The following is an 11,947-nucleotide window of genomic DNA, read 5'->3' on the forward strand; positions in this document are numbered from 1 at the left end:
GCGTTTCCGTGAAACGATGAATTGCTCCGGGGCGGGCAAAGACCGTTCCGCCGTTAAGCTTTTCTTGCCCCTCGTGACGTTAGGGTATCCCTGCTGAGGCAAGGAGCAATGTCACGTGCCGCCCATCGTCACGGCCATCCTCGTGGCCAGCAATCTCGGGCTGATCTTTCTTTTGATGACCGTGCCGCTTGGTTTGCGCACGGTCAGGCTGAGCCGCCTGGTGGCGATGGACCGCCACCGCCTTTGGCAGGCGCTTTGGCCGCTGGGCAGTGATGCCGGCTGGTCCGGCGAGATTCTTTCCGCCGAGGCGCTGGACGGGGAGGGCACGGCCCGCATCGTGCTGTCCTGGGAAGGCCGCGACGGCAAGCCGATCGAACGCAAGTCGCTGTTCGAGGAGGTTGTCGAGGGTAGCCGTTTCTCGATGCGCGTCATCGAGGATACCGCACTCGATGCCTCGTTCTGGGCGAACTACCGCGAAAGCGTCGAACTCGTTTCCGAGGGCGGCAGCACGTGGGTGACGCTCAGACAGACCGATCGTTATCGAGGCGTTGCCTTCCTGGTGTTTCGCTATTTCGCCATGCGCCGCGAACTCGGCAAGCTGCAGCGCTGGGCCAGGACCGGACAGTATCGCAAGGGCGGCTGGTTCGAGCATCCGCTGAGCCAGGTCGGCTTCGCGGGTCTTTCGGCGCTTATTCTGTGGCCGTTCTTCGGCCTTCACCTAGGCGGGCTGGCGCTGGCCGCGATCCTGACGTCGGTCGTGGCCTTGCACGAACTCGGCCACATGGCGGCGTTTCGCCTGATGGGGCACAGCAAGGCGCGGATGATCTTCATCCCGCTGCTCGGTGGCATCGCCATTGGCGGCCGGCCCTATGACAGTCGTTTCGAGGTGGCCTTCGTGGCGTTGATGGGCGCCGGCTTTTCCGCCTTCCTGGTGCCGGTCGTTATCGCCGCCAGTACCTTTGCCGGCGCGGAAGGACATCGGCTGGCGGCCATGCTGCTGGCAACGCTGGCTGGCTGCGTCGCCTTGTTCAACATCGCCAATCTCGTGCCGGTCTGGAAGTTCGACGGCGGCCAGGTGCTGCGCCAGATCTGTCCGGGGCCGATCGCGCTGGCGCTGGCTTCGTTCTTCCTGCTCTCTGCCTTCCTGGCGCTTGGCCGGCAGGCCGGCTTCTCCTCCGGCTTTCTGCTCGCGGCAGGAGCGATCTTTTCAATCCTCAGCCTGTTGACCGTGGGCAGCGGGGTCAAGCCGCGCCACGAGCTGAAGCCGATCCGCACTATCGATCGCCTCGCCATGGCGGCAGCGCTGCTGGCGGTATTCGCCATCCATGGCTATGGCGTGCTGTGGGCGTCCGCGCAGCTGACCTGACCAGTCCCAAACCGGAAGCGTCAACCGGCCTTGCGGGCCACTTCCAAATGCGAAGCCGTGGCGGGACCGAAAACGTCCTCGAAGGCGGATTTCAGCGCCAGGTCGAGGTCAGCCATTGTCAGGGGGAGGCCGAGGTCGACGAGGCTGGTGACGCCGTGGTCCTGCACGCCACACGGCACGATGCCGCCGAAATGGTCGAGATCGGGTTCGACATTGATGGCGATGCCATGAAAACTCACCCAGCGCCGCAGCCGGATGCCTATTGCCGCGATCTTGTCCTCGGCCGGCGAGCCGTCCGGCAGGGCAGGGCGATCCGGCCGCACCACCCAGACGCCGACGCGGTCCTCGCGGCGCTCGCCATGCACGTTGAAGGCGGCGAGCGTGCCAATGATCCACTGTTCGAGCGCGGCGACAAAGGCGCGGACATCCTCGCGCCGCCGTTTCAGGTCGAGCATGACATAGGCGACCCGCTGGCCCGGCCCATGGTAGGTGTATTCGCCGCCGCGCCCCGCCGCGAACACCGGGAAGCGGTTGGCGTCGATCAGGTCCTCGATGCGGGCGCTGGTGCCGGCGGTGTAGAGCGGCGGGTGCTCGACCAGCCAGACCATTTCGCCGGCGGTGCCGCTTCGGATCGCCTCGGCGCGAGCCTCCATGAAGGCAAGCGCATCAGGATAGGCGGTGAGGCCGGGCTCGATGCGCCATTCGACCGGTGCTGAACCGGGTAATGGCAGGAACGACGTGGCGATCTGGCTGCGTTCTGGCATGGCTTGTCGCTTTTTGCTTATGCATATCGTACCCCCAAAACCGCCTTGCGCTTTTGGGCGACATGCATTTGCCTTCCATATGGCGGTATCAGGCCGAAACGTCCAGTTCCGGCCATGCTTTCCAATCCTGTGGAGTGTTATGCCAATCGTCGGAGATTATTGCTTGCCGTGCACTTGTTTCGCCGGAAACGATTTGCTACACGCCGCGAGCCGGTCGGTTCCGGCTCCTACCACGTGCGGTCGTGGCGGAATTGGTAGACGCGCAGCGTTGAGGTCGCTGTGGGGCAACCCGTGGAAGTTCGAGTCTTCTCGACCGCACCATTCTCTCTTCCCAGAATCTGATTTGTGTCAGCCTCCGGCCCAACGGCGTGCTGGGCCCATTTAGCTTGATATTCCCGCGCGTTACGCCACCTTCTTTTTGAGCCTCGGATTCTCCCAAAACCGGTTTCCACTTTTGGGTCCGATGCTCTAGACCTGACAGGCACCTTTTCCGGGATCGCGATGGCGGGAGGCGCTGGTGGAAGGCCAGGACGAACGGACGACCGGCGCCAGGGCAGCCGACGAGCACCACGCCGACATCTATGGCGAGGACGGCGTCGTCCTTTCGTCCTTCCTGGCCCAGATCGGCGCGGCGATCGCCGATCGCGACACGCTCACGCTCAAGCATGAAGTCGACGATCTGCACCAGTCGGAGCTTGGCGACCTGCTCGAGGCGCTGCATCCCGAACAGCGCCGCCTGCTGGTCGAGTTGTTGGGCGCCGACTTCGATTTCTCCTCGCTGACCGAGGTCGACGAGGCGATCCGCATGGAGATCGTCGACAACCTGCCCAACGCCCAGATCGCGCAGGCGGTGCAGGAGCTCGATTCCGACGACGCCGTCTACATTCTCGAAGACCTCGAAAAGGAAGACCAGGACGAGATCCTGTCGCAACTGCCGTTCACCGAGCGGATCAGGCTGCGCCGCTCGCTCGACTATCCGGAAGAGACGGCCGGCCGGCGCATGCAGACCGAATTCGTCGCGGTGCCGCCGTTCTGGACGATCGGCCAGACCATCGACTACATGCGCGAGGACAGGAACTTGCCTGAGCGCTTCAGCCAGATCTTCGTCATCGATCCGACCTTCAAGCTGCTCGGCGCCATCGATCTCGACCAGATCCTGCGCACCAAGCGCGCGGTCAAGGTCGAGGAGGTCATGCATGAGACGCGGCACGCCATTCCGGCCACCATGGACCAGGAAGAGGCGGCGCGGGAATTCGAGCAATATGACCTGTTGTCGGCCGCCGTCGTCGACGAGAACGAGCGGCTGGTTGGCGTGCTGACCATCGACGACGTCGTCGACGTCATCCAGCAGGAGGCGGAAGAAGACCTCTTGCGCATGGGCGGTGTCGGCGACGAAGAGCTTTCCGACAGCATTTTTTCGACCTCACGGTCGCGCGTTCCCTGGCTGCTGGTCAATCTTCTGACCGCCTTCCTGGCGGCTTCGGTGATCGGCCTGTTCGACCGCACGATCGAGCATATCGTGGCGCTGGCGGTGCTGATGCCGATCGTGGCCGGCATGGGCGGCAACGCCGGCTCGCAGACGATGACGGTGACGGTGCGCGCGCTGGCGACAAAGGATCTCGATATCTACAATGCCGGCCGCATCATCCGCCGCGAGATGGGCGTCGGCTTCATCAACGGCATCGTGTTCGCCATCCTGATCGGCATCGTCGCCGCAACCTGGTTCCATGACAACAATCTGGGCGGCATCATTGCCGCGGCGATGATCATCAACATGTTCGCGGCCGCCTTGGCCGGCATTCTGATCCCGCTGCTGCTCGACCGTTTCAAGGTCGACCCGGCGGTCGCCTCGGCGGTCTTCGTCACCACGGTCACCGATGTCGTCGGCTTCTTCGCCTTCCTTGGCATTGCCACGTGGTGGTTCGGGGTGTCCTGAAGCATGGGTAGCGCCGTCAATTGACTTTTACGTAAATGCCGTGCGAGGCTTGTACGGGGTGCCATGTCGATTCCGGCGTGGCATGGGTTTGGTTCGGGACAGAAGGGAGCGCCGCATTGCGATCGCCCGGGATTCCGGCATTTGGAGTGACAATGCGGGAATACTATACGATCACCGAGCTGACCCGCGAATTCGACGTGTCGACGCGGACGCTGCGCTTCTATGAGGACGAGGGGCTGGTGCAGCCGGTGCGGCGTGGCCGCACGCGGCTGTTTCGCCCCTCCGATCGCCACCTCATCCGCCAGATCATGCGCGGCAAGAGGCTCGGCTTCTCGATCAACGAGATCCGCGAAATCATCCAGATGTACAAGGAGCCGCCGGGCGAGGTCGGTCAACTCAAGCTGATGATCAAGCGGATCGAGGAAAAGCGCGAGGATCTGCGGCAGAAGCGCCGCGACCTCGAGGAGACGCTGGCCGAACTCGACCAGGCCGAAGAGTCGTGCGTCGAGCGGCTGGTGGAGCTCGGCGTCAACACCTGACCGGTGCGGTTGCTCCGATGTCTCCTCGCCAGGAAACCGTGAAGGCTTGAACCGGCGATCGATCACGTCATGTTCATCACTCTCGCTTGGCTGTTTGCCGCCGCTGTCACCGTCCACAATCTGGAGGAGGCGGTTTTCCTGCCCGCCTGGTCCGAGCAGGCGGGGCGCTGGCACCGCCCCGTCGGCGCCAACGAATTCCGCTTCGCGGTGTTCGTGCTGGTTGTTCTTGCTGGCGTTGCGGCTTTGCTCGCCACCGTGCAGGGGCGGGAGAGTTTCGGCGCCTACGTCCTGTCGGGCTATGCGCTTGCGATGCTGCTCAACGTGGCTTTTCCACATCTCCTCGTCACAATGGTCACACGCCGCTATATGCCGGGGACCGCGACCGCTCTCGCACTGAACCTGCCGGTCACCGCGGCTCTGCTGCGTCAGGCATTTCGCGAGGGATATATTTCGGCGACCGGCTTCGCCTTGACAGCGCCCGCCGTCTTGCTGGCCATCGTGCTGCTGATCCCGGTGCTGTTCTATGTCGGCCGGAAACTGCTTCCGGACACGGCAGGCGCGCCAGGCAAGGCTTCGGACTGATCCGCCGCTATTCAGATCCAGCGCCGCACGCGTTTGGCATAGTCGCGGTATTTCTTGCCGAACTTCGCCGCCAGGATCTTTTCCTCCCCTTCGATCGCGACCTTCTGCGTAGCGAAAGCAGCGATGAAGGCAAACAGGAAGAACCAGGCGATCCCGGAGACGAAGGCGACGCCGATCAGCATCAGCGTCAGCGCGAGATAGATCGGGTTGCGGGTGATGCCGAACGGGCCTGATGTGACCAGATGATCCGGCAAGGCGGTGGGGCTGAGCGTGGTCTTGGCCCGCATCATGGTGCGGATCGCGGTGACCCAAAGGGCGGCGGCGCCGAACAGCGCCACCCAGCCGGCGGCGAACAGGATGTCGCCGAGCAGGTCGCCGATCCAGGGCAGGGGATAGAGCATGCCGAGAATGACGCTGACGGCGATTGCCGCGGCGTAGATCACCGGCGGCCAAGGGATCAGCCCAGGCTTCGGTTGGCTGTCGGTCATTGTGCCCCTCCCTCCGTCATCTTGTCTTCGGTCTTGGCGGTGCACATTCCGGCAAGATCGGACAGATGCGCTTTCCAGTCCGCAGTCTGGTCGTTGTTGTAGAGCCGATCAAGGGAGGCCTCGCCCTCGAGCGTATCGAGCATGCAAACACAATAGCTCGAACAGAATTCGGTGTCGCGCGACTGCTCGCACGACAACTGGCAGGTCTTCAGGAAATTCACCTGCGGGGTTTCGACCTTGGCCGGCATCACTTGCGAAAACAGCCAGACAGAGCCGATCAGCAGCGGCTGGTGGATCAGATAGAAGGCCAGGCTGTGCCGGCCGATGAAGACCAGCGGATTGGCCCAGCGACCCGGCGTGAGGCTTGCCAGCCGCGCCCGTACACCGGAGGCGGAGGCGAGTTTCGCCGCGGCGATGCCGAGGAGCACGGCGCCGAACCATGGGAACAGCGGAACGTAGTCATTGGAGCGCGGGCTGGTTGCCGAGAGGCCCACCCACCACAGCCACGGATGGTCGAAGGCCTCGAGGCGCAGATAGACGGGCGCCGCGATGACGAGCGCGGCAACGACAAGCGTCAGCAGCGCCGGCAGCCGAAGGAACAGCAGGCCAAGCAGGCTTGCAAGTGCAATTTCGTGCAGGATGCCGAAGAAGATGAAGCCGTCCGGCGTGGCGATGCGGGTGACGACCGAAATGGCGACCGCCGCTCCGGCGACCATGGCGAAACGCTTCCAGAAGCCGTTCCAGCGGATCCGCCGGCCATGGGCGAGGTACAGGCTGACACCGACCAGGAACAGGAAGGTCGAGGCGATGCAGCGCGCGTAGATCTTCCACCAGCCGAAGGCGGTCAGGCCAGGATCGGTGTAGCCGAAGAATTCAAGATCCCAGGTGAAATGGTAGCTCGCCATGGCGATGAGCGCGATGCCGCGCACGACGTCGATGGCGACGATGCGCTTCGGTTGATCCTGAACGGGTGCGGTCGGCGTGTGGATGGTCATGGTCTCGCGATCTGATTCAGCCCCGCAAGACGACTATCACGGTTGCACCGGACAAAAGAAGGTCGGGAGCTTCGGTATGGACGGCGCAGTGGACGCTGGATCAGGCGCGGCTTTGGGCCAGTGCCGGAAAGCCTTTGACCGATTTCGCATTTTACCGGGAAGGCGTCGGTTTCCTGTTACCGGGAGATGGACCGCAGCGGCAGATTTGACGCCGCGATTCTGCTTTGGGGAAGCAATGTCCACCCATGTGCGCCATCCGATCTGGCTTCCGGCCCTCAAGGCCGCGGATGCGCGTACCTTCGCCTCGCTCTATGCCGTCGAATCCTTCGCCCGCGCAACGGTCTCGAGCGTCATCCCGATTCAGGCCTACGAGATCCTCCACAACGAGCAGATCGTCTCGATCCTCTACACCATCGTGGCGCTGCTTGGCCTGTCGGTGACCTTATTCATGCCGATGCTGATCCGCCGCTTTGCCCGACGCTGGGTCTACACCGCCGGTGCGTGCCTGCTGGCCATCGGCTCGCTGTTCTTCGTCACGCACACGCTTGCCGGGCAACTGGCCGGCATGCTGTGCCGCGTCATGGGCGCCAGCGCGCTGTCGATCACGCTCAACCTCTACATCATGGACCACATCCGCAAGACCGACTTCATGCAGGCCGAATCGCTGCGCATGGCGTGGTCGATGTTCGCCTGGACGGGCGGGCCGACGCTCGGCATCTTCCTCTACACGCGCTTCGGCATCTATGCCGCGCATGGTGCCGTGGCCGTGTTCGCTCTTGCCTTGCTGGCGCTGTTCTGGACCTACCGGCTTGGCGACAACCCCTCGATCCGCCCGGGCAAGACCCGGCCCGCCAACCCACTCGCCAATATCGGCCGCTTCGTCGCGCAACCAAGGTTGAGGCTGGCATGGCTGATCGCCTTCGGCCGTTCCTGCTTCTGGACGACGTTCTTCGTTTATGGGCCGCTGTTCATGGTGATCACCGGCGAGGGCAAGCTGGCCGGAGGCCTCTTGGTTTCTGCCGGCAATGCACTGTTGTTCATGGCCATCTTCTGGGGCAAGGCGGGAAAACGCTTTGGCGGCCGCAGGACCATGACATTTGCCTATTTCGCCATGTCGGCGATGCTCATGGCGGCGGGCGCGGTGGGCGAAACCGCGCCGCTGCTCACCGGTGCCTTCCTGCTGTGCGGCGCTTTCTTCACCATTGCACTCGACGCGCTGGGCTCGACCGCCTTCATGCGCTCGGTGCGCTCCTACGAGCGGGCGCAGATGGCGGCGGTCTACCGCACCTATCTCGATTTTTCCGAACTGACGCCGCCGCTGGTCTATTCGGTGGTGCTGGCTTTCTTCGGGCTGGGCTCGGTATTCGTCACGCTCGGCCTGCTGGCGGCGGTTTGCGGCTTTGTGACCTGGCGGTATCTGCCGAAGTCGCTTTAGTCGACCTTGATAATTCTACTCCGGCGGACATCTGTCGCGATTTTCTCCGCTTCCGGTGCTCACAGGCCCAAAAACCCGCTGCGCGCCGGTTCTCGAAAACCACTCCATATGACTCGCCGGAGCGAATTCTGAAGGCCGACTAGGCGGTTGCCTCGCGCGCCGCGTGGCGTTCCCGGACCCAGTTGTGGAAGCGGTGCAGATCATATTCCTCGGGCATCAGCACGCCGGACTTGTGGCGCATCGAGCGCAGGCCCTTCTGGTTGACCTCGCAGATTGCCGCATCCTCCTCCAGCACCTGGGTGCCGAAGGTGATGATGTTTTCGATGTCGGTCGCGGCGAGCGCCTCGGGCGCGAACAACCATTCGGCAACAAGCTCGGTCTGCTCGGGCCCAAGCGGCACCAGCCGCACGGTCCTGACATAGTCGACATGGCCGACAATGAACATTGACGGCAGGTTGGCGGCATAGGTCTGGCCGGCGGCGCGTTCGCTTGGGGTGAGGCCGGTGAAGACCGGCCCACGCGCCTGGCCGTCGCGCGACCATGTCTCGGCGCCCACACGCAAGCCGCCGGAAAACTCCGGCGCGTCATTGTCGGCGTGGCGGCCCCATTCGGGGTCGTCGTGCCGGCTCATCAGGCCGCGGCCATAGATTGGCACCAGCCGCGACAGGTCCTTGTGGACGCCCGGGCAATGCAGGCATTCGTTGAAGTTTTCCCAGAAAATCTTCCAGTTGCAGTTCATCACCTTGCGCAGCACATGGCCGCTCACCAGTGTCTCCAGCGGCCAGTTGCCGAGATCGCCGGAGGCGGGATCGAAGGATGCCTGCGCCGAGGTGGTGGCATCCTCCTGCAAATTGACGAAGACGAAGCCGCGCCACACCGACAGCGCGACGCGGTAGAGCGGATGGTTGGCCTTGTCGAAGCCGTCCGGCAGCGATTTCGACGGCACGCGCACAAGATCGCCGCGCAGCGAGTAGGACCAGGCATGATAGGGGCAGGTGATCAGCCGCGCCTTCAGGCGCCCCTGGCTTTCCTGGCATAGCTGCGAGCCGCGATGCCGGCAGGTGTTGTGGAAGGCGCGCAGTTCGCCGGTCTCGTCCCGCAACAGGACGATTTCCTGCGTGCCGACGCGGAAGGTGCGGAAGCAAAGCGGTTGGGCAAGGTCGGCTTCGCGGCAGACGAGCAGCCAGCTTCTGTACCAGATCGCCTCGAGATCGCGCTGATAGCTGTCCGCATCCCAATAGGCTGACGATGGCAGCGTCGGTTCGGCCCGGGTGAGGCCGTTATAGCGATCGTGCTGGCTCGGGCTGGGCTGCATGGCTGGCGTCCTTTGACGCGCCAGCCGACACCCGACCAGGAAAATTGTCAATTGCCGCACGGTGGACGGCCTGGTGGCACGACGCATTCACAATGGTTGGCGGTGGAATTTGGTTTGCTGGAGGCGACGATTCTGCCTATAGTCGCCGATGTCGTCGGTTCCATTTTGGAGCCAAGAGGGAATGCGGTGCGGGCGAGTTTCGCCCAATGCCGTGGCTGCCCCCGCAACTGTGTGCGGTAGTCCTCTCCATATGCCACTGAAGAATTCTCTTCGGGAAGGTGGAGAAGGGCGCTGAACCGCGAGCCAGGAGACCTGCCGGCGACAGGAAACTGACTTCGATGCCCTCGGGTGGAGGGCGAAAGGACAAGACATGAATACCGCTTCCGTCTCTCTCGGCGCTTCCGTCTCCTCGCAGTCGCGCTTCATGCAGCTCGCTCTTGCTGCGTTTCTCGGCATTTTCGTGATGGGCTTTGTCGGCTTCTCGCATATCGATGCGGTCCACAATGCTGCCCACGACTATCGCCACTCGATGGCGTTTCCCTGCCACTGACAAGGGCCTGACATCATGAACCTGTTTCGCAACGTCGTGTTCATCGCGGCGATCGCAGGGCTCGTGGCCGGCGTCGTTCTCGCCAGCATGCAGGCCTACGCCACCGTGCCGCTGATCCTGAAGGCGGAAGTCTACGAACAGGCCGGCGGCGGCCATCACCATGACCACGCCGCACCGGCCGCAACGGATACCAATGCCATGAGCATGGCCGCCCCGGCGGGGAATGCCATGAGTTCCGCCGCGCCGGCGCCGGCGCAAGCAGCCGCTCCGGCGGCGGAAGACGAAGGCTGGGCGCCGGCCGACGGCTTCGAGCGTTTCGCCTTCAGTGTGCTTGCCAATATCGTCACCGGAATCGGCTTCGCCCTGATCCTGGTCGCGGTCTCCGAATTCGCCGGAGGCATCGGCAATTGGCGTCAGGGCGTGTTCTGGGGACTGGCCGGCTTTGCGGTGTTCACGCTGGCGCCGGGCCTCGGCCTGCCGCCGGAACTGCCGGCCATGCCGGCGGCCGACCTCACCCAGCGCCAGATCTGGTGGTGGGCAACGGTTGCGGCGACCGCGGCCGGTCTTGGCCTGATCGCCTTCCGCAAGTCGCTGCCGCTGGCGATCCTGGGTGTGGCCTTGATCGTGGCACCGCATATCGTCGGCGCGCCACAGCCCGACAGCTTCGAGACAGCGATCCCGGAGGGCCTGCACCACCAGTTCGTGGTGGCGGTGACGCTGACCAATCTGGTGTTCTGGCTGGTGCTTGGCGTGGTTGTCGGCGTGGTGCGCGGCCGCTTCACCGGCACCGCGACCAGCCTGCGCGACAGCTTTGCCTGATCGCAGCAAGCTGACCTTCATCATCGGTGGTGCGCGCTCCGGCAAGAGCGCGCACGCCGAAACGCTGGCGACGGCCTTGCGCTCGCCCTGGGCCTATATCGCCACGGCGCAGGCCTATGACGACGAGATGCGTGAACGCATCGCGCTGCATCGGTCGCGACGCGGCGAAGGCTGGACGACCCTCGACGCGCCGCTCGATCTGACTGGCGCGCTCGGGGCCTTGCCGGACAATCAGCCGGTGCTTGTCGACTGCCTGACGCTGTGGTTGACCAATCACATGCTGGCCGAACATGATCTCGACCTGGAATGCCGGCGGCTGGCGGCTGTGCTCTCGCGGCCACGCGGGCCGTGGTTCGTGGTTTCCAATGAAGTCGGGCAAGGTATCGTGCCGGACAATGCACTGGCACGCCGTTTCCGTGATGCCGCCGGCCGGCTCAACCAGCAGGTCGCCGCGGTCGCCGATACGGTGCTGCTGATGGTGGCGGGGCTGCCGCTCAAGGTGAAATGACATGACCGAGATCGACCAAAAGGAAGAAGAACGCCATCGCGCCAAGATGGCCAAGCGCAAGGCGGTGCAGGATGCCGAGGTCGCGGCCAAGACGATCGAGAAGGGCCTGCTCATCGTCAACACCGGCCCAGGCAAGGGCAAGACGACGGCCGCCTTTGGGCTGGCGCTGCGGATGCTCGGCTATCGCAAGCGCGTCGGCGTCGTCCAGTTCATCAAGGGCAAATGGCACACCGGCGAGAAAGACGCCTTTGCCGCCTTTGGCGACCGCGTCGTCTGGCATGCGATGGGCGAGGGGTTTACCTGGGAGACACAGGATCTGAAGCGCGACATTGCCGCCGCCGAAGCTGCGTGGGCCAAGGTGACCGAGCTGATGGCCGATCAGTCGATCAGCCTGCTGGTGCTCGACGAATTGAACATCGCGCTGCGCTACGACTACCTCGATCTCGACAAGGTGGTTGCGGCGCTCAAGGCCCGTCGCGAGGGCCTGCATATTGTCGTCACCGGCCGCAACGCCAAGCCGGCGCTGGTCGAGGCTGCCGACCTCGTCACCGAAATGGGCGTGACGAAGCACCATTTCTCGGCCGGTGTGAAGGCGCAGCAGGGGATTGAGTTCTAGCGCACTTACCCTCCCCACAAGGGGGAGGGTAAAA

13 protein-coding genes, 1 tRNA gene and 1 riboswitch are annotated in these 11,947 nt (G+C 63.9%); of the genes, 10 read left to right on the top strand and 4 right to left on the bottom strand.

Annotation, left to right across the window (positions count from 1 at the left end; genetic code table 11):
* The first annotated feature begins 115 nt into the window (after positions 1–115).
* Complete coding sequence (locus NR193_RS13190) at positions 116–1,366, top strand: site-2 protease family protein (RefSeq protein WP_256751257.1); 1,251 nt, start codon at positions 116–118, stop codon at positions 1,364–1,366.
* 20 nt (positions 1,367–1,386) lie between these two features.
* On the opposite strand, the gene lipB is transcribed toward NR193_RS13190, so the two are convergent.
* Positions 1,387–2,130: a lipoyl(octanoyl) transferase LipB gene (lipB, locus tag NR193_RS13195; protein ID WP_256751258.1), complete on the bottom strand. Its 744-nt coding sequence runs from the start codon at positions 2,128–2,130 to the stop codon at positions 1,387–1,389.
* A 236-nt stretch (positions 2,131–2,366) separates the two neighbouring features.
* Here lipB and NR193_RS13200 point away from each other — a divergent pair.
* From NR193_RS13200 to NR193_RS13215, 4 genes are all read left to right on the top strand, one after another.
* Positions 2,367–2,451, top strand: a tRNA-Leu gene (locus tag NR193_RS13200).
* Between the two features lie 196 nt (positions 2,452–2,647).
* Entirely contained in the window at positions 2,648–4,066 is a 1,419-nt protein-coding gene (gene mgtE / locus NR193_RS13205) for a magnesium transporter (protein ID WP_256751259.1), read from the top strand.
* A gap of 152 nt (positions 4,067–4,218) precedes the next feature.
* Positions 4,219–4,605: a MerR family DNA-binding transcriptional regulator gene (locus NR193_RS13210; RefSeq protein ID WP_112618641.1), complete on the top strand. Its 387-nt coding sequence runs from the start codon at positions 4,219–4,221 to the stop codon at positions 4,603–4,605.
* A 69-nt stretch (positions 4,606–4,674) separates the two neighbouring features.
* Entirely contained in the window at positions 4,675–5,187 is a 513-nt protein-coding gene (locus NR193_RS13215; RefSeq protein ID WP_256751260.1) for an HXXEE domain-containing protein, read from the top strand.
* Between the two features lie 11 nt (positions 5,188–5,198).
* On the opposite strand, the gene NR193_RS13220 is transcribed toward NR193_RS13215, so the two are convergent.
* Both NR193_RS13220 and NR193_RS13225 read right to left on the bottom strand, forming a co-directional pair.
* Complete coding sequence (locus NR193_RS13220; RefSeq protein ID WP_256751261.1) at positions 5,199–5,675, bottom strand: isoprenylcysteine carboxylmethyltransferase family protein; 477 nt, start codon at positions 5,673–5,675, stop codon at positions 5,199–5,201.
* Complete coding sequence (locus tag NR193_RS13225; RefSeq protein WP_256751262.1) at positions 5,672–6,670, bottom strand: heparan-alpha-glucosaminide N-acetyltransferase; 999 nt, start codon at positions 6,668–6,670, stop codon at positions 5,672–5,674. The genes NR193_RS13220 and NR193_RS13225 overlap by 4 nt, the downstream gene beginning before the upstream one ends.
* A gap of 235 nt (positions 6,671–6,905) precedes the next feature.
* Between NR193_RS13225 and NR193_RS13230 the strand changes: the two genes are divergently transcribed.
* Entirely contained in the window at positions 6,906–8,105 is a 1,200-nt protein-coding gene (locus NR193_RS13230; protein WP_256751263.1) for an MFS transporter, read from the top strand.
* 139 nt (positions 8,106–8,244) lie between these two features.
* On the opposite strand, the gene NR193_RS13235 is transcribed toward NR193_RS13230, so the two are convergent.
* A complete protein-coding gene (locus NR193_RS13235) occupies positions 8,245–9,420 on the bottom strand; it encodes an aromatic ring-hydroxylating dioxygenase subunit alpha (protein WP_256751264.1) in 1,176 nt (391 codons plus the stop codon).
* Positions 9,421–9,558: 138 nt separating this feature from the next.
* Positions 9,559–9,755, top strand: a riboswitch (cobalamin riboswitch).
* A gap of 35 nt (positions 9,756–9,790) precedes the next feature.
* Between NR193_RS13235 and NR193_RS13240 the strand changes: the two genes are divergently transcribed.
* The 4 genes from NR193_RS13240 to cobO are packed head-to-tail and all read left to right on the top strand — an operon-like array spanning position 9,791 to position 11,913.
* A complete protein-coding gene (locus NR193_RS13240) occupies positions 9,791–9,970 on the top strand; it encodes a CbtB domain-containing protein (RefSeq protein WP_091575531.1) in 180 nt (59 codons plus the stop codon).
* A 15-nt stretch (positions 9,971–9,985) separates the two neighbouring features.
* Positions 9,986–10,789 (top strand): CbtA family protein, encoded by an 804-nt coding sequence (locus tag NR193_RS13245; RefSeq protein ID WP_256751265.1) that lies wholly within the window; start codon positions 9,986–9,988, stop codon positions 10,787–10,789.
* The gene (cobU, locus tag NR193_RS13250; protein WP_256751266.1) at positions 10,782–11,297 is read left to right on the top strand and encodes a bifunctional adenosylcobinamide kinase/adenosylcobinamide-phosphate guanylyltransferase; all 516 of its coding nucleotides are present in this window, start codon (positions 10,782–10,784) and stop codon (positions 11,295–11,297) included. The genes NR193_RS13245 and cobU overlap by 8 nt, the downstream gene beginning before the upstream one ends.
* Position 11,298: 1 nt before the next feature.
* Entirely contained in the window at positions 11,299–11,913 is a 615-nt protein-coding gene (cobO, locus tag NR193_RS13255; RefSeq protein WP_256751267.1) for a cob(I)yrinic acid a,c-diamide adenosyltransferase, read from the top strand.
* The last annotated feature ends 34 nt before the right edge of the window (positions 11,914–11,947 follow it).

The sequence above is a fragment of the Mesorhizobium sp. Mes31 genome, from assembly GCF_024519675.1.
Classification (GTDB): Bacteria; Pseudomonadota; Alphaproteobacteria; order Rhizobiales; family Rhizobiaceae; genus Mesorhizobium.